Here is a 17,373-nt window from a genome sequence, read left to right on the forward strand (position 1 = left end):
CGGTGCTCCTCTTCGGTGAATGGAGTCGGGTACCGGCTGCAACGCGAACAGACCCGGGTTCTCAGGCTTCCGATGCGGGCGGCAGCTTCGCGGCGATCTTCAGGGATTCCGTCACGGTCAGGAACGGCGCCCAGGTCTGCGCCAGCTGCTGGACGGTGAAGCCGGCCTCGAGTGCGTAGGTGGCGGCTGTGATGACCTCACCCGCCTCCGCGCCGACCACGTGCACGCCCAGCAGACGCTGGGTGTCGGGATCGGAGAGCAGCTTGACCATCCCGTGCGGTTCGCGACTGAGAAGCGCCCGGGGCACGTGCGCCATCGGCAGCTGCCGGACCTCGTAGGCCTGACCGGCCTCCTCGGCCTGGTCCTGCGTCATGCCCACCCCTGCTGCAGCCGGAGAGGTGAAGGTGACGTGGGGCAGGAACTGGTAGTCCAGCGTCTGCTTGCGTCCGTCGAAGGCGTTGGCCACCGCCAGCTCAGCCTGCTCCGCGGCCACGTACTCGAACTGCCGGGCACGTCCGGTGACGTCTCCGACGGCCCAGATGCGCGAGTGATCGGTGCGCTGGTAGTCATCGACCACCACCTCGCCGGCCGGGCCGGGCGCCACACCGACTGCTGTCAGATTCAGCCCGTCGGTCGCCGGGCGGCGGCCGGTGGCGATGAGGATCTGTTCCGCCTCGAGCTGCACGGTCGTCGCGCCGTCCGCAACAGTCAGCACGATGCCGGAGTCGCTGCGCGCGACGCCGGTCGGCGTCACCCCCGTACGGAACGTGATCCCCCGCTCAGTGAGCGCCTCTTCCAAGGTCGCGGACACATCTGGGTCCTCGCGCGGTGCAACCCGCGGAGCCATATCAACAACCGTGACAGCGGCCCCCAGGCGCACGAAGATCTGAGCCTGCTCCAGCCCAACAGCGTTGGCACCGACCACCAGCAGAGACTCTGGCACGCGGGCCAGGGACATCGCCGTGGACGACGTGAGGTAGTCCACCTCCTCCAGCCCGGGGATGCCGGGGATGATCGGCCGAGCTCCCGTGGCGATGAGGACCTGCTCGGCGACGACGCGCGTCCGGATGCCGTCCGGGCTGGTCACCGCCAGCATCGGAAAGTCCAGTGACTCCCCGAACTCGGCAGTGCCGACCAGCAGGTCCACACCCTGTTTCGCCAGACCCTCGGGACTAAGACCCAGCCCGGCGATGGTCCGATCCTTGTCCTCGATCAGCGCCGCCAAGTCGACCTCGCCGACAGAGGTGGCGACCCCCGCGAACCGCGGAGCGGCGGCGTTCGCGCGAGTCGCCGCCGCAGCGAGCAGCAGCTTGGAGGGAACGCAGCCGACATTGCGGCAGGTGCCGCCAAGAGGCCCCTTCTCAATCATCAGGACCGCCTTGCCGCGGCGGCGGGCAGCCGCAGCCGCATGCCCACCGGCGGGGCCGCTCCCGATGATCGCGAGATCGTACGAGCGGACGGCGGTGCTGTCGTGCTTCATGATCTGTGCGCTCCCAATCCGTAGTGAACAGACAGGTCTGTTCGGTCCGTCGAGAGCTAAGGTAGACAAACCTGTCTGGTCGTGTCAAATGCCCACTTCGCGCCCACTGCCGCGAAGCCTTGGCACTCCAGGACAGACCGCCACCCGGCGCGCCGAACTGACTCGTACCGCAACCCCGGAGGCGCCGTCAGCTCGATGGCGATCCGCAAAGACCGGCGCGCGGCCAACACGTGGTGTCATCGCCAGTTTGCGATGACACCACCCTAATTGACTAGTTCGATGCCTGGTCACTAATGTCGGCCGCGTGAACCTCCGTCAGCCCCGCACAAGCTTTGCGCCGCTCAGCTCGCTGGCCCCGCGCGCTGCAGACCTGCACGATGCACACCACCCCGACACGCATCTCATCTGTTCCACCGGACACAACCGGGTGGCGTTCGACGGAGGCGCGCCGGAGGTGACCCCGTGAGCACCTCGCCCGAGAAGCGCACCGACGACGGTGCGCGTGCCGTTCCGCCACAGCCCGGCGGACGCCGGCTGCTCCGCGTCGAGCAGCGCAATGCCCAGACCCCGATCGAGCGCAAGCCGGACTGGATCAAAACTCGCGCCCGGATGGGGCCCGAGTTCCGCCAACTCCACGCCCTCGTCGAGAACGAGGGGCTGCACACCGTCTGCCAGGAGGCGGGCTGCCCCAACATCTACGAATGCTGGGAGGACCGCGAGGCGACCTTCCTCATCGGCGGCTCGATCTGCACCCGGCGCTGCGACTTCTGCCAGATCACCTCTGGCAAACCGCTTCCGCTCGATCGCGATGAGCCGCGCCGCGTCGCCGAATCGGTCCGCACCATGGGCCTCCGCTACGCCACCATTACCGGCGTCACCCGCGACGACCTGCCGGACGCCGGAGCATGGTTGTACGCCGAGACGATCCGCCAGCTCCACCAGCTCAACCCCGGATCCGGCGTCGAAGTGCTCGCCGATGACCTGGGTGGCCGCCCGCACGACTTGGCGCTGGTCTTCGACGCCAAGCCCGAGGTGTTCGCTCACAACCTGGAAACGGTCCCCAGGATCTTCCCCCGCATTCGCCCGGGATTCCGCTACCAGCGCTCTCTTGACGTGCTACTCGCCGCGCGGGAAGCGGGCATGATCACCAAATCGAATCTGATCCTCGGCATGGGCGAGACTACCGACGAAGTGGTCGAAACAATGCGCGAACTGCATGATGCAGGCTGCGACATCCTCACCCTCACCCAGTACCTGCGCCCATCCAAGCTGCACCATCCTGTCGACCGATGGGTACGCCCCGACGAGTTCACGGCCCTCAAGGCCGAGGCGGAACGGATCGGATTCTCCGGTGTCCTCGCCGGCCCATTGGTCCGTTCCTCCTACCGCGCCGGACGGCTTTGGGCACAAGTCATGGTGGCCAAGGGCCGGCCGATCCCGCCTTCCCTGCAACACCTCGCTGCGGCCGGGGATAAAGCATTTCCCCAGGCGATCTGAGGTCCACAAGCACCAGGGCCCCGTATTCCTGCGGGAAGGCGCCCTCATACCGCCAGGCCCAGCAGCCCACACACAGCACTCTTTTGCTTACGCCACCGCACACCTCGCGGCTTCGTCGAACTTCACACCCTCGAGCACCGCGCGCCTGCCACCCCCTCCACCACCAACACGCGCCATAAACCGCCGTCCGGCACGCCGTTCTCAGCCTCTCGGTTCCTAATCCTCAGCAAGGCAGAAACCTAGGAGCAGCACCGGGGCGAGACCGAACGACGACATCTACCCCGCCGGGTTCATGGACGAAGTGAACGCGCTTGGATTCTTCAGGCTGCCCCGCGGGCTCAGCTGGGGCCGCAGCCGACAGTTGAGGTGGACGCCCAGTCCTCCCGCCGGCGGGGGTGCCCGCGGACTGCAACAGACTTCGGGGGTGTCTGAAGTAGGAGCATCGCCCTTTGATGCACTAGTAAGTTCCTCTCCGGATGAGAGTGGTGTCGTCCGTTATGCGCCTGGTGAGGTTGTGGACCGAGACGATGTGGATCATGCTTCAGAACCGACGATGGGGGTCTCGTAGTCGCCGGCGAGATGGCGATGCATCATGGTCCAGCCTGTACTCCGCTTGCCCCCAACGCTTTTCACGACATGCAACCCGCGGGTATCGGGTTTCTGTTGACGACTTCGACGTCAATTCCGAGGCGGGCACCGTGCTCGACGACAGCGTTCTTGAAGCCGGTGTCGACCCAACCCTCGGAGATAATCGGGCACTTCTCCTCCATCTGGTCGAGGAGGAGCATTCCCAGGACCACGAGGTCCGCACAAAGGTCACCGCGACTGGTCAGCTCGAATGAGCCTCATGAGCAGCGCCGGCAGCCGAGGCGCTGAACTCCGGTGTGTCGAAGACTTCGCCACCAATCGGGTCCTGGACCGCGGCATCGTCGTCGACGACAATGGTGCCGTCCTGGGCATCGACGACCACCGTTTCCGGGCTGAGTTCGTGGAAGGCCACGATAGACGTCTTCGCTTCCACCGAGGGGGTCTCCGAGGGGGTCTCCGAGCCGGTTCCCGGGGCAAGGCCAGCCAACGACACCGAGGCTCCGTACCGGCGGTCGGTCCTGTTCGATTCGGCCTCGTGCGAACGGACCAGTTCGCGCAGGCCCGGCACTGCCCGGTTCGCGCCTGTGCATTCCCCGTCAACGGACTCCAGATCACTCACGGTTCGTCCGGTGATCTTCATGTACCGCGGCATGACCGCGATCTCGTACCGGAAGACCTTCCACAGAGCGACCATGCCCAGGGCGTAGACGACCGACAAGGGAGCGGCCCCGGCCAGGGAACTGACCTGGAGCACGGTCAAGGCCGATTCGCCTCCGGCCAGCAGGAGCACACCACCGGACACACCCACGAGGACGGCCCAGAACACACGAGTGCGTCGAGGGGTCTCGCTGCGGCCGCCGTGGGCGAGGACGTCGACGACCAACGCGCAGGAATCGGCCGAGGTGATGAAGAACAGCATGATGACGATGATCGCGATCACGCACAGGACGGTGACCATGCCGGATCCGATGGGCAACTCGGTGAACAGCTGGAACAGCGTGGTGTCGGTGTTAACCACTCCGTCGGGGCCAACGAGGTTGCCGCGCTCGAGCTGGTAGAGCAGGCCGGTGTTGCCGAAGATCGTCAGCCACACCACAGACACCGCCGTCGGCGCCAGGAGCACGCCCAGGATGAACTCGCGGATGGTCCGGCCGCGGGAGATGCGGGCGATGAACATGCCGACGAACGGTGCCCAGGACAGGAACCAGGCCTGGTTGAACAGCGTCCAGGCCAGCGTCCAGCCGTCGTCGGCACCGGCACCGGTGACAAAGGCCAGCTGGGGAATCGCCTGCGCGTACTCACCGATGTTCTGGACCATCGACCGCAGGAGGAAGACCGTGGGCCCGATGATCAGGACAGCGAGGCCGAGCAGTCCGGCCATGCCCATGTTCGTGTTCGACAGCCAGCGGATGCCCTTGTCCACGCCGGAGACAACGGAAAGGGTTCCGATCGCGGTGATCCCGACGACGAGGACGATCACCAGGGTGTTCGACGGCTCGAACCAGCCCAGGTGGGCGAAGCCTGCCTGGATCTGCAGCACGCCCATGCCCAACGAGGTGGCCACGCCGAAGACGGTCCCGATGATGGCGACGGCGTCGATGATGTGCCCGACCCAGGACTCGATGAGCCTGCGTCCCACCAGCGGCTCGAGCAGCCACCGGACCGACAGGGGCCTGCCATACCGATAGGTCATGTACGCAAGGCCGAGCCCGACGACGGCGTAGATGCCCCAGGCGTGCAAGCCCCAGTGGAACAAAGCCTCGCCCACAGCAGCGTTGGCCGCCGCCTGGCTGCCGGCCTCGTCGCCGATCACCTCTGGCGGAGCGACCAGATGGGTGAGCGGTTCGGCGACGCCGTTGAACACGAGACCGATGCCCATGCCGGCGGAGAAGAGCATGGCGAACCACGACACGCGCGAGAACTCCGGGCGCTCGTCGTCGCGTCCCAGACGGACGCGCCCGACCTTGGAGAACGCCGCCCAGAAGGCGAAGGCGAGACACCCGGTGACGACCAGGACGTACCACCAGCCGACCGTCGTGCCGATCCCGTCGCGCAGATTGGTGAAGGCTGTCGTGGCCTCGTCGCCGTAGGTCGCCCCGATCCAGGTCGCAACCCCGAGCGCGACGAGAATAACCAGCGCCGCGGGGACGAACACCGGTCTCAGGATCCGTGGCCTGGCGCTTGCCGTGCCGATCCTCTGCTGGTCGGCTGCCGAGAGCTGCTTCGACGTACTCAACATTCTCCTTCGTCTTCAAAGGCGCCGGTCGGCTCGGGCGACTCCGATGGAATCAGGCGGTGCCGCCTGTGAGCGGCCCCACGAGCCGTTCTGCCGATGAGCCAACTGGCGCCGTTCATCAACCCGACAACCGCTCGGTGGAGTTGGCGATCGCCGCCCGGCGGCCCGCCTGGTGTTCCGACATCGGCGTGTGCGGACGACACGAAAAACTCCTCATCCTTCCGGTGCGCCACGAACGCCGAGCACGACGAACCCCGTCCGGGCTCGATGGACGACCGCATCGACGCGGCACGCGATCGGCGCCTTCACGACGCGAGATCCGGCCCGAACGAACCCCGGGCGGCTGAGCGGAAACCAGTCCAGCGCCCGGGATGCGACCGGTGACCGCCGTGGTGGCCTATCGCACCAGTCCCGCCGCGCCGGGGTCACCCGCGTCGAGGCTGGTCCCGGGACGACCGAAGCGTCGGTCGTCATCGCAGTGGCTCCCGGCGACAGCGGCTGGAGCATTCCGGGCGGCGCCTCACCAGGCTGACACGCAACGACCTGTCGACACAATCACACGGTTTTACAGGCAACCTTGCAGGAATTTTGAACGATCGAACCCGCCGCGAAACCCGAGTGATCCAGCTCTCCGCCCGGGCCCGTCCGCGCGAGCCGATGCTGTCCGCATGACTGCCGTCACTTTCTCGGCGCGAGCTCCAATTTGCGCCCAGCAATCCCTACGAGGTGAGTGCGTTGATACTGCCGCCGCAGCCGCCGAACATCTCGACCTCAGCAGCCGCGCGAAAGAGATCCTCGCTGAGCACCGGTTGTTCGTCCTGGATTACTTCGCACGGAACGTGGCCCGGTCGACCCGATCGAAACGTATCGAAGTCGCCCAAATCCTCCTGGCACTCCTGGACGGGGCCAAGATCGCCTCAGTGGACGAGGGCAGTGCCGCATTCGGCCGGGTCAAGCCAGGGGCGATGTCGATGGCAGCTGAGGAGAGCCCGCCCGAACAACTCCAGCATCGAAGCGCCGCCTTCTGCGACTTACGAGCGAACCTCCGCCTAGTGCACCGCAGGTCACCGGCAGGACCGCTCTGCCGGGCAGCAGGTTGGCCAGCTCCGGCCGAAGTTCAGCAGCACGACATTCACCGATCGGGCGACGTCGTGCCGCGGGCGTAGTGGCGGGCCGCTTTGGACCTGTTGCCGCAAGTGGCCATCGAGCACCAGCGGCGAGTTCCGTTTTTCGAGACGTCGTAGAAGTACAGGACGCACTCCGGATGGGCGCAGCGCCGGATCCGGTCAGGCGCCTGTTCCAGCAGCTGCAAGTAACCTTGCGCTGCCGACCAGGCCGGTAGCCAGCTCGGGCTGTCGACCTCGACGACGTCCTGCGGCTGCCCGGCTTCCAAAGTTCGGCGGACACGCCCGTGCTCCAGCACCTCGTTCAGCGCTCGCTGCCCCCTCGGCGACTGCGGCCCCTTCGCCAGGAGCACATCTAGCGCCTCCCTGGCCAGCAGCAACGCCTCCAACGTCGCCTCGTCCGCGGGGGCGCGACCGGCGAGGTCGTTGACCTGGAGCCACGCCGCCAACCCGCCGGGTGCTGCCAGAACATCGCACGAGCCGTCCGGGCTGATCCACCGCGTGTTGGCCAGGTCCAGCGGCAACGGCTCGTTGCGCAGCGGCCGCGGATCGGAGACCGACTTCGACGACACGGCAACCCCTCCTGGTCTGAAGCGCTCCCATTCTAACCGATGATGTGCGGATGACTGGTTCTGGACGGCGCAACGGCAGCAAGCGACCAGGGCCAGATCTAACCGTTGACAAGAATTTGACAGGTTACACCTCCTCGCCTAGGTTTCTAACCGTCTTAGTCAAGTTAAGGGGTTAGAAAGTGACTCATCACCGCTATGCCACAGTGGACGGGCACCAGATCTTCTACCGGGAAGCAGGCCCGGCCGACGCGCCTGCCGTCGTGCTATTGCACGGCTTCCCGACCAGTTCGTTCATGTTCCGCGAGCTGATCCCACGACTGGCCGACCGGTACCACGTCATCGCGCCGGACCACCTGGGATTCGGGTTTTCGGACGCGCCATCCGTCGACGAGTTCGAGTACACCTTCGACGCGCTGGCAGCGCTGACCGCAGGCCTGCTCGACCAGCTCGGGGTGCGCAAGTACGCGATCTACGTGCAGGACTACGGCGCGCCGGTGGGCTGGCGGCTGGCGCTGGCCGACCCGACGGCCATCACCGCCGTGATCAGCCAGAACGGCAACGCCTACGACGCGGGATTCGTCGAGGAGTTCTGGCGTCCCGTCTGGGATTTCCAGGAAGCGTGGACCTCGGAGACCGAACGCGCCGTTCGCCAGGCGCTGACGCTCGATGCGATCCGCTGGCAGTACACGCAGGGCGTGCCGGACCTCTCAGTGGTCAGCCCGGACACCTGGCACCACGACCACGCGATGCTCACCCGGCCGGGCAACGATCTCGTCCAGCTCCACCTGTTCCGGGACTACGCCACCAACCCGCCGCTGTACCCACGGGTGCACGAGTACCTCCGCAACAGCGGAGTCCCAGTGCTGGCCGTGTGGGGACGCGGTGACGAGATCTTCGGACCGGACGGGGCACGCGCCTTCGCCGACGACAGCCCGAACGCCGAGATCCACCTCCTCGATGGCGGGCACTTCCTCCTCGAAAGCGCCCTGGACGAAGTCGTCCCGCTGATCCGCGACTTCCTGGACCGACACCGCTACCGGTGACGCGAAGGGCAGGATGCGCTCACACCGGGTGGGAACGCCTCGCACAGCGATGAGCCCGAGGCGTTCCCACCCGGGGCTTGCGTCACCGAGCCAGGTCCTCGGAGCGAAGCCCCGTCGGACGCGAGTGAGAAGACGATGCGGGCGGGGCGCAACTCAGCACCGAGTGCCACGGCCCGGTAGTGGTGATCACTGGGGCGGCGTCGCGATGCCAGCTGCTGTGAGCAGTGCGGGATAGGCGGTGTCCCAGGGGATGCGTTCCTGTTCCAGGAGAAGACCGGTACTCGTGTCCGCGGCGTGCTGGGCGAGTCGCATGTAGAGCGCGCGCTCAGGGTCAGTGAGGTGCGGCGGGATGGTGATGCGCTGAGCGGCGGTGCCCTCGACGGCCAGGTGCCGGTATTTCTCCAGGGTGGCGATGTCGGTGAGGATGGTTCGGGCAGGCACGCCCAGCGCGCGGAGGTCGCTGACGAACTGCAGCCCGGGGAGGTCGATGTCGCCCCAGTAGAGCACGGTCTGCGCTGCCTGCACCCAGCTGATACGGGCGTAGTGCTCAACGTGGAAGCCGTGGCCGTGCAAGATGACCATGCCAGGATGGTCCTCGGTGACGGCGAAGGCGGTCTCTTTGTTCTCCAGGATGACCACGGTGTGGGGGTGGCGGGGCCAGCGGTTGAGGTCTGCGACGGTGGCCGCCAGGTGGCGCATCCCCGCCAGTTGGGCGCGGAGGTCGGGGTCGCAGACGCTGACCTGGACCAGGTCGGGCACCACACGGAGCCCGAGCCGGTCGTGCAGGGCGCGTTTGGCGGTGGTGGGCAGCTCACCGCTGGGTTCGGCGTCCTGGTCTGGCGTGGGGGTGTCGCCGAGGCCGAGGGCGGCCAGGACGAGGCCGGCGTGTCGGGCCAGCCACTTGGTGTCGATGCCTTCGATGGGAAGCTGCCGCAGCAGCATTCCCGAGGTGGGGTGGGTATGCAGCCAGATGACGGTGGTGAGCAAGCGTTCGTAAGCAGGCCATGACGAACAGGACGTTCCTTATGGCCGCGAGCCGGCATGCGGTCTTCCCGTCTTACTTGCCAGCGGACCGACCGGAGCAATGCGGCTGCGCGCCGTTGATGAGTGCACTCCCGGCTAGGAGGCAGCGGAGGTGGGCTCGATCTGGATGCAGTGCACCGAATGGGGACACAGCTGCAACCACGGCTCGGTGTGGAGATCGCGTGGTTGACCTGGGTTGATGCACCGGCGGCTGTCGCAAAACAGGACGCAGCAGACGCCATTATTCTGCGCGCTGCGGTAGAGGATGCCGTCGACGGCGTTGGTGGAGACGTAGCGCAGGTACTCGGTGAGGACCTGAGTAGGGACGTACTCGATGTGCTCGCGGTCATCGAGCGTGATTGGCTTGCCCAGCTCCGAGGCGAATCGATGGAGGAACATCAGGTCATAGCGCTGCGGAGTACGCCCCGCAGCAGAGTAGAGGCTCGGCACTGGGGGCAATTCGGTGAGGTCGAGCAGAGTGAGAGCGCAAACGGTCTCGAACTGTCCGAGGACGGCGTGCCGCTGCTTGCTGTGCGCACTGATCTCTGCGACGGCGGTGTCGATGTCGTTACTTCCGTAGAACATGGTGATACCGGCCGGGCTCATCCGGCTGTTCGACGCGGACTCTCGTGGCGGCGCCCCGAGGTGGGCAGCGTCGTTCCACATGTGGACGTTGGTGGGGTCGTCGGTGAGGCGTCCGCGCCAGAACCTGCGACCGGCAGGGACCGGAAGCAGGGTCCCGTTGTCCCGAAGAACCGCGTCGACCTTCTGCAGGAACTCCTCAGTGGTGAACTCATCCGGACGGTCGGAGTGCTCTTCCGGGGTGGACAGGAACACGAACCTCGAGCGGTACATCACCTTGCCCCGGAATGCTTCCCAGCTGAAGCGCAGTGCCTCGTCCGGCCGCAGCTGAGCGATGTCATCGGCCGTCCAGTCCTGCTCGGGGACGACCTCAGCGATGGCCTCCAGGACGGCGTCAGTGACGTCATAAGCGCAAAATTCGTAGATCGCCTCGGTCGCGCTGACCACCTCGCCGCCGACCCACTCACGGTCCTCGCTGTCCCATGCAAGAACGTGTTCTGGCGAGGTGTACACGAACTGCAAGGCGTCCATGACGATTCCCATGAAGTCGTCGAAGGACGCGGCGATCGGTGCGTCGACACCCTCGTCTGCGACGACACCACAGAACGTGCACGCCCACTCCGCGAGATGCTGTCGGGCCTCGGCCTGCAGAACGTCATCGAGGATGCAGTCCATGCACACCGCTCGGCCGCCAGTGTCACCGAAGCCACGAGCAGAGATCTCTGCCGCCCACTTCTTCGCCAATCCCATTCGCTTATACAAGCATCCTGGTGTCGACGGGCAGGAGTCCGGCCGCTGATATGGGTACAACCCTTCCGAACGGATCCGCGGTGCCCAAGACCCTGAGTTTTCCGCGGGCAAGCCGCACCACACCCCTCAGCATCTCCGTCACCGTGACGAAATCAACTGCCCCTTCTGGCATAGGAGGGTCAATGCAGTTGACGGGAGGGCGGCGGCCATCTGACGAAGGTGCGCGGCGAGGTCGCCGGCGGCAGGAAGGAGGCTTCGTGGTCGCGAATGGCTGCGGTGATAGCTCGGACTCCCGGCCACAGGGGGTGTTCTGGGCAGGTTTGCCAGGCCCGGACTTGTTGGTACTCCACGCACATTCGCCCCTGGAAGCCGCTGGCCTCGCTCCTGGAAGCTCGCTTCCCCTGCATCTGCTGGAAAGGCCTATCCCCTCGCCCTACGAGGTCGGCCCCAGTCCCCTCCCCGTACAACAGAGCGCGGGTCGGTGCGCAGGCTGCCCTTCCCCGCCGCATCGCGCCCCTCGATCGTCCACAGAGGTCACGTCGCGGAGCGGGCGATCAGGACCGGGCATGGGGCCATGTGCAGCAGGGCTCGGCTGGTCGAGCCCAGCAACATGCCGGTCATGCCGCCTCTCCCCCTGCTGCCCACGACGATCAGCTGGGCTTCCCTGCCGTGTCCGACCAGATAGCGGACCGGCCGGTCCCGTTCCACCACGCGACGCACCTCGACGTCCGGGTACTTCTCCCGCCACCCGGCCAGGCGCTCGGCGAGCACCGCTCGCTCGGCCTCGTCGATTCCCATTCCTGGTCGTCGTCGCGGGCGAGCCAGGGCTCGACTTCGACGTCCATCCAGACGTGCACGGCCACCAGCGGCGCGTGGCGCACCGAAGCCTCCTCGAAGGCCGCTGCGACGGCCGCCTCGCCGACGCGGGACCCGTCTACGCCGACGAGAATCGGCCACGGATCTGCCGGTTCGACGTCGCGAGCACGCACTACGACCACCGGGCACTCGGCGTGCATGGCGACCGTCTCGGCCGTGGACCCGACCATCATGCCCCTGCCTTCGCCGAGGCCCCGGATTCCCACGATCACCCGGCGGCCCTGTGCGGATTCCTCGACGAGAACGGCGTGCGGGGCGCCTCGGCGCAGTTCCGACGTCGTTTCGACTCCTGGTGCGACCTCGTCGACCTGCTCAGCGGCCGCGGCCAGCCAACGGCGTCGTGCGGACTCCTCGGCCACACGCGCTTTGTCCGGTAGTGACTCCGCTCCGACCGAGATCAACCGCAGCGGCACGTGGTGCAGCGCGGCGTCGGCCGCGGCCCACCGCACGGCGTTCAGCGCCGACTCGGACCCGTCGACGCCCACGATGTTGGCCTTGCGCATGCTCGTCTCCTTCCCTCCGACCGACCGTAAGGCCGCGCCAGAACCGCACAAGTCGGGCAGTTCCTGGGGGACTTCGTGCCCAGTCGGTGCAGGTCGGAAGCGTCGGGTGCCACGGGCGATCCGATGCTGTTCGAAGGCACTTGGACCCTCGCCCGGCGGACTCCGAGCGGTCACAGTGACAGCATCGAGGGTGAGGAGTCGTGCATGCGAACGTTCCCCGCTGCCTTCGGGCTGACATCCGCCCAGACGGAACAGATCGTCCGGCTGGCCGGGATGGCTCCGTCGCTGCACAACAGCCAGCCGTGGCGCTTTCGGGTCCTGCCCCACCTGATCGAACTGCACGCGGATCCGAAGCGGCACCTACCGGTCGCCGACCCGGAGGACCGGGAATTGCGGTTGGCGTGCGGGGCGGCGCTGCTCAACCTGCGGCTCGCGCTGGAACAGGCGGGCATCCGGCCGGTGGTGACCCTGCTTCCGCGCCTGGCGGCCGCCACCACGTTGGCAGAGGTGCGCAGCGGTGGTCAAGCGGATCAGCGCCCGGCCAACCTCCGGTGCTACGAGGCGATCACCGAGCGGCACAGCCATCGGCAGCCGTTCCGGACCACTCCGGTGTCCGCATCGGACCGGCATTTGCTGATGCGTGCTGCCCATGAGGAGCAAGCGTGGCTGCATGTCGTCCAGCCAGGCGAGCACGGTGCGCTTGAGGGCCTGGTGCACCGCGCGCATCGAGCACAGATGGCCGATGCTCGCTTCCGGACCGAGATGGCGGCTTGGACGGGCCGCACCGATGACACCACCGAGGGCGTGCCGGTGTCGGCCGCGGGCCCCAAACCGGAGCCGAAGGACCAGTGGGTGCACCGCGATTTCACCGCGGGGCGCACCGAGCGGTCGCCGGGAACGGAGTTCGAGTCCCATCCTTTGCTGGTCGTGTTGTGCACCCGGCACAGCGGCCGGGAGGCGGACCTGCAGGCCGGGCAGGCTTTGCAGCGGTTGTGGCTGACCACGACCGCGCAGGGCCTGGTCGCCTCGATGATCTCCGAGGTCGTCGAGGTGCCGGAGACGCGTGAAGAGCTCCAGCGGATGCTCGGTGGGAACGTGGTCCCGCGTGCCCTGCTGCGGATCGGGCACGGTGCACCGTCGGTGCCCTCTCCTCGTCGCGATGTGGGCGACACGCTCGTCGATGACGCCTCCGAAGCGTTCGAAAGCTGAGCGCTCTTCGTTCGGGCGAGATGTCCGTTTGAGACGTTCCTAGGCAGCCCGAGCAGTCGCAGGCGGCTTGCAATCCGTTGCGATCGTGGTGGTCGCGATGCGACATGACCCCGTGCTGGAAGTGACCGGCGGACGGTTCATGTGAGCCGCGGTCGGCCCGTCGCAGGTCAGGGACGCAGCAGCATCTCCGGCGTGATGGGCAGGGTGCGCATCCGCAGGCCGGTGGCGTGGTGGATGGCGTTGGTGATCGCCGGAGCGACGCCGATCGCGGCGATCTCGGCGATTCCCTTCACGCCGAGTGGGTTGACGTGCGGATCGTCCTCGTCGACGAACACCGGGTCCAGCTCCCCGATGTCGGCGTTGACGGGCACGAGGTAGTCGGCGAGGGTCGCGTTGATGACGTGACCGTCGCGGGGGTCGACGGCGGTGTGCTCCAGCAGCGCCATCCCGATGCCCAGCACCATGCCGCCGATGGCCTGGCTGTGCGCGGTCTTCGGGTTGACGATCCGGCCTCCGCCGAACGCGGCGACGACCCGCGGCACCCGGACCAGGCCGAGATCCGGGTCGACGGCCACCTCGGCGAACACGGCGCCGTACTCGTGCATCGAGTACCGGGCGGTGTCCGCGCTGGGCCGGTAGTCGCCGCCGGCTTCGACAGAGTGCCCCAGTCTGCTCATGACCTCGGTGAGATCGGCGTGACTGCTGGTCTCCCCTGCCTGTTCGAGGGCTTGGCCGCGCGCCGCGGCGCAGGCGGCGTGCACGGCGGACCCGACGCCGCCCATGGTCGCCGACCCGCCGTGCGGTGGGGCTTCGGGCAGGTTGGCGTCGCCCAGCTCGAAGCGCACCTGTTCGATGGGCAATCCCAGCGTTTCGGCCGCGACCTGCGTCATCGACGTGTAGGTGCCCGGCCCCATGTCGCTGGTCGCGGAGGACACGACGGCGATCCCGTCGGGATGCACGATCGCGCGGGCGCTGGCCGGGAAGTTGTAGACCGGGTAGGTCGCCGAGGAACATCCGAAGCCGATCAGGCGTCCCCGCTCGTCGCGCATCGATCCGATCCGGGGGTCGCGGTCGTCCCAGCCGAAGCGCTGCCCGGCGACGGTGAGGCATTCCCGCAGGGATCGGCTGGAGAAGGGCAGGTCCCGGTCGAGGTCGCGGTCGGCGTCGTTGCGCAGCCGGAGCTCGACCGGGTCGATGCCGAGGGCTTCGGCGAGTTCGTCCATTGCGGACTCCAGGGCGAAGATCCCGCTGATCTCGCCCGGGGCTCGCATCGCGCAGGGAGTGTTGACGTTGAGCTCGGCGAGCCGGTAGCGGGTGGCGACGTTCGGGCAGCCGTAGAGGAACCTGGTGGGGCCCAGGAGGTTCTCGGCGTATTGCTCGTACGTCGAGGTTTCCGCCGTGCCTTCGTGGCGGATGGCGAGGAGGTGGCCGCCGCGGTCGGCGCCGAGCACGACGCGCTGCTCGGTGTGCGGCCGGTATCCGGTGAGTGGGAACGTCTGCCGTCGCGTCAGGACCACCTTCACGGGGCGGTCGGTGTGGAGTGCCGCCATCGCCGCGAGCGTGGTGTGCGGCCAGACGCGCAGCGCGGAGCCGAAGGCGCCGCCGACGAACGGCGATATCACGCGGACGTTCTCGGGCGGGATCCCGAAGGTCGCGGCGAGTTCGGCGCGCGTGTTGCTGACCCACTGGGTCTTGTCCCACACGGTGAGCGTTCCGGCGTCCCAGGCGGCCGTCGTGGCGTGCAGTTCGATGGGGTTGTGGTCCTCGCGTGCGACCACGTACTCGGCGTCGATCGTCACCGGGGCGGTCTGCAGTGCGTCGTCCGGGTCGCCGCGTCGTGTGTCGCCGGGCTGGCCGAACTTCGTGTTGCCCGGTCCCGGTGGTGCGGCATGGGCGGCGGCGTCCTCGAACGATGTCGCGGCCGGTTCCTCGGTGTACGAGGCGTGCACGAGTGACGCCGCGTGCGTGGCGTGTTCGAAGGTGTCCGCGACGACGAGGGCGATGGCTTGGCCGAGGTGGACGACGCGGTCGTCCTGCAGCACGTGGATCCGTTCGCCGTCCTGCGCGTCGACGAGGGATTTGTGCTGTTGGTAAGGGAGTTCGGGGGCGTTGAGGTGGGTCAGCACGGCGATGACGCCGGGCGCGGACCCGGCCGTGGCGGTGTCGATCTCGGTGATGCGTCCCTTCGCGATGGCCGAGCCGACGATGACGCCGTGCGCCGTGCGCGGCCCGGGGTCGAATTCGGCGGCGTAGGTGGCCTCTCCGGTGACCTTCGCCCGGCCGTCGACCCTGCTGACCGCCTGTCCGATGTAGGAGGTGGGTGCGGCTGTCGTCGTCATGACCGGCCTCCCGCTTCGCGCAGGGCGCGGACGATGGTGCGCTTCATGAGTTCGAGCTTGAACCGATTTCCCGGCCTGGTGACGGCGTCTTCGGTGGCGTGCTCGGCTGCGGCCCGGTAGGAGTCGACGTCATCGATGCGGTCGGTGAGCGCGTTCTCGACGGTGCGCAGGCGCCACGGTTTGGTGCCGACTCCGCCCACGGCCACCCGTGCTTCGTGGATCGTGCCGTCGTCGACGTCCAGGGCCACGGCCGCGGAGGTCAGCGCGAACTCGAAGGACACCCGGTCCCGCACCTTGAGGTAGTGGGAGTGCCGGGTGGCCGGGGACGGCGGCACCACGACCGCGGTGATCAGTTCTCCGGGTTCCAGGACCGTTTCGAGGTGTGGGGTTTCGCCGGGCAGCCGGTGCAGCTCGTCGAGGGGCACGACGCGGCTGCCGTTGGAGCCCAGCACGTGGACTTCGGCGTCCAGTGCCACGAGTGCCACCGCGACGTCGGAGGCGTGCGTGGCGATGCAGTGGGCCGAGCCGCCCAGCACCGCGTGCGTCCGGTTGGCGCCGTCCATCGCGGCGCACCCGGAGCCGGGATTCCGCTTGTTGCAGGCGGAAACTCCGGGGTCCCGGAAGTACGGGCAGCGGGTTCGCTGCAGGAGGTTGCCGCCGATGGTGGCCATGTTGCGCACCTGTCCCGACGCCGACAGCAGCAGGGCTTCGGCGATCGCCGGGAAGGCGCGGGACACGTCGGGGTTCGCCGCGATGTCGCTCATCTTGGCGGCGGCGCCCAGGTGCAGCGATCCGTCGGGTGCGGGGTCGATGCGGTCGTCGAGCACGCCGTCGAGCGCGACCAGGTGTTCCGGTTGCCGGATCTCGTCGGTCAGCAGTTGCATCATGTCGGTGCCGCCGGCGATGTATTCGGCGGATGGGGCGGAGCCGAGGCGTGCGGCCGAGTCGGCGTCGCCCGGGCGTTCGAGGGTGAAGGGAAACATCGTGCACCCCGGCTACTTCTCGTCCGGTCCGGTCGTCGCCGCGACCTCGGCGATGGCGGCGACGATGTTGGCGTACGCGCCGCAGCGGCACAGGTTGCCGCTCATGAATTCGCGGATCTCGTCGGCGGAGCTCGCATGCCCTTCCCGCAGCAGCCCTGCGGCGGACATGATCTGGCCGGGCGTGCAATATCCGCATTGGAATCCGTCGTGGTCGACGAACGCCTGCTGCAGCGGGTGCAGGCCCGTCTCGCTGCCCTGGCCGAGCCCTTCGATGGTCGTGATCTCCTTGCCGTCGTACAGCGCGGCCAGTGCCAGGCACGACTTGATCCGCCGCCCGTCGGCCAGCACCGTGCACGCCCCGCACATGCCCAGTCCGCAGCCCTTTTTCGAGCCGGTCAGTTTCAGGTGCTCGCGCAGCGCATCGAGCAGGGTCGTGCGGCTGTCCAGTTCGGGCAGTGGATGTGCTTCACCGTTGACGTGCAGGGTCACGGAGACCGCGGGTGTCGTGGTCATCGGTGGCTCCTCACCGGCCGCCGTGCGTCGGCCTCGGAGTGCGGTGAGCTCGCCG

13 protein-coding genes and 2 pseudogenes are annotated in these 17,373 nt (G+C 67.7%); 3 read left to right on the forward strand and 12 right to left on the reverse strand.

Annotation, left to right across the window (positions count from 1 at the left end; genetic code table 11):
- Positions 1-61: 61 nt before the first annotated feature.
- A complete protein-coding gene (locus AC07EQ_RS04825) occupies positions 62-1,480 on the reverse strand; it encodes a dihydrolipoyl dehydrogenase family protein (RefSeq protein WP_478386590.1) in 1,419 nt (472 codons plus the stop codon).
- Positions 1,481-1,942: 462 nt separating this feature from the next.
- Between AC07EQ_RS04825 and lipA the strand changes: the two genes are divergently transcribed.
- The gene (gene lipA, locus AC07EQ_RS04830) at positions 1,943-2,977 is read left to right on the forward strand and encodes a lipoyl synthase (RefSeq protein WP_478386591.1); all 1,035 of its coding nucleotides are present in this window, start codon (positions 1,943-1,945) and stop codon (positions 2,975-2,977) included.
- A 457-nt stretch (positions 2,978-3,434) separates the two neighbouring features.
- Here lipA and AC07EQ_RS04835 read toward each other — a convergent pair.
- The 3 genes and pseudogenes from AC07EQ_RS04835 to AC07EQ_RS04845 form a co-directional block, all read right to left on the reverse strand.
- A pseudogene (locus AC07EQ_RS04835) lies at positions 3,435-3,771 on the reverse strand (IS5/IS1182 family transposase); the annotation flags it as partial.
- Between the two features lie 35 nt (positions 3,772-3,806).
- Positions 3,807-5,720, reverse strand: a complete 1,914-nt coding sequence (locus AC07EQ_RS04840) for a BCCT family transporter (RefSeq protein WP_478386592.1) — start codon at positions 5,718-5,720, stop codon at positions 3,807-3,809.
- Positions 5,721-6,933: 1,213 nt separating this feature from the next.
- The gene (locus AC07EQ_RS04845) at positions 6,934-7,497 is read right to left on the reverse strand and encodes a CGNR zinc finger domain-containing protein (protein ID WP_478386593.1); all 564 of its coding nucleotides are present in this window, start codon (positions 7,495-7,497) and stop codon (positions 6,934-6,936) included.
- Positions 7,498-7,676: 179 nt separating this feature from the next.
- Here AC07EQ_RS04845 and AC07EQ_RS04850 point away from each other — a divergent pair, with 179 nt between their 5' ends.
- Positions 7,677-8,540, forward strand: a complete 864-nt coding sequence (locus AC07EQ_RS04850) for an alpha/beta fold hydrolase (protein ID WP_478386594.1) — start codon at positions 7,677-7,679, stop codon at positions 8,538-8,540.
- A 186-nt stretch (positions 8,541-8,726) separates the two neighbouring features.
- Here the strand turns inward: AC07EQ_RS04850 and AC07EQ_RS04855 are convergent, their stop codons facing one another.
- The 5 genes and pseudogenes from AC07EQ_RS04855 to AC07EQ_RS04875 form a co-directional block, all read right to left on the reverse strand.
- Complete coding sequence (locus AC07EQ_RS04855; RefSeq protein WP_478386747.1) at positions 8,727-9,302, reverse strand: Wadjet anti-phage system protein JetD domain-containing protein; 576 nt, start codon at positions 9,300-9,302, stop codon at positions 8,727-8,729.
- Positions 9,303-9,413: 111 nt separating this feature from the next.
- Positions 9,414-9,530, reverse strand: a pseudogene (locus tag AC07EQ_RS04860) (DUF3322 domain-containing protein); the annotation flags it as partial.
- 129 nt (positions 9,531-9,659) lie between these two features.
- Positions 9,660-10,895 (reverse strand): HEPN-associated N-terminal domain-containing protein, encoded by a 1,236-nt coding sequence (locus AC07EQ_RS04865; protein WP_478386595.1) that lies wholly within the window; start codon positions 10,893-10,895, stop codon positions 9,660-9,662.
- A 534-nt stretch (positions 10,896-11,429) separates the two neighbouring features.
- Positions 11,430-11,651, reverse strand: coding sequence for a universal stress protein (locus tag AC07EQ_RS04870; RefSeq protein WP_478386748.1), 222 nt, complete (start codon positions 11,649-11,651; stop codon positions 11,430-11,432).
- The gene (locus AC07EQ_RS04875; RefSeq protein WP_478386596.1) at positions 11,546-12,274 is read right to left on the reverse strand and encodes a universal stress protein; all 729 of its coding nucleotides are present in this window, start codon (positions 12,272-12,274) and stop codon (positions 11,546-11,548) included. The genes AC07EQ_RS04870 and AC07EQ_RS04875 overlap by 106 nt, the downstream gene beginning before the upstream one ends.
- Positions 12,275-12,478: 204 nt before the next feature.
- Here AC07EQ_RS04875 and AC07EQ_RS04880 point away from each other — a divergent pair, with 204 nt between their 5' ends.
- Positions 12,479-13,483, forward strand: coding sequence for an Acg family FMN-binding oxidoreductase (locus tag AC07EQ_RS04880; protein WP_478386597.1), 1,005 nt, complete (start codon positions 12,479-12,481; stop codon positions 13,481-13,483).
- Between the two features lie 167 nt (positions 13,484-13,650).
- Here the strand turns inward: AC07EQ_RS04880 and AC07EQ_RS04885 are convergent, their stop codons facing one another.
- Genes AC07EQ_RS04885 through AC07EQ_RS04895 form a run of 3 tightly spaced genes read right to left on the reverse strand, consistent with a single transcriptional unit; the run spans position 13,651 to position 17,318 of the window.
- Positions 13,651-15,822 (reverse strand): xanthine dehydrogenase family protein molybdopterin-binding subunit, encoded by a 2,172-nt coding sequence (locus AC07EQ_RS04885; protein ID WP_478386598.1) that lies wholly within the window; start codon positions 15,820-15,822, stop codon positions 13,651-13,653.
- Positions 15,819-16,805, reverse strand: coding sequence for an FAD binding domain-containing protein (locus AC07EQ_RS04890; protein ID WP_478386599.1), 987 nt, complete (start codon positions 16,803-16,805; stop codon positions 15,819-15,821). Before AC07EQ_RS04890 ends, AC07EQ_RS04885 begins: the two co-directional genes overlap by 4 nt.
- Positions 16,806-16,817: 12 nt before the next feature.
- Positions 16,818-17,318, reverse strand: coding sequence for a (2Fe-2S)-binding protein (locus AC07EQ_RS04895; RefSeq protein ID WP_478386600.1), 501 nt, complete (start codon positions 17,316-17,318; stop codon positions 16,818-16,820).
- Positions 17,319-17,373: the final 55 nt, after the last annotated feature.

The sequence above is a fragment of the Saccharopolyspora sp. NPDC045839 genome, assembly GCF_056431645.1.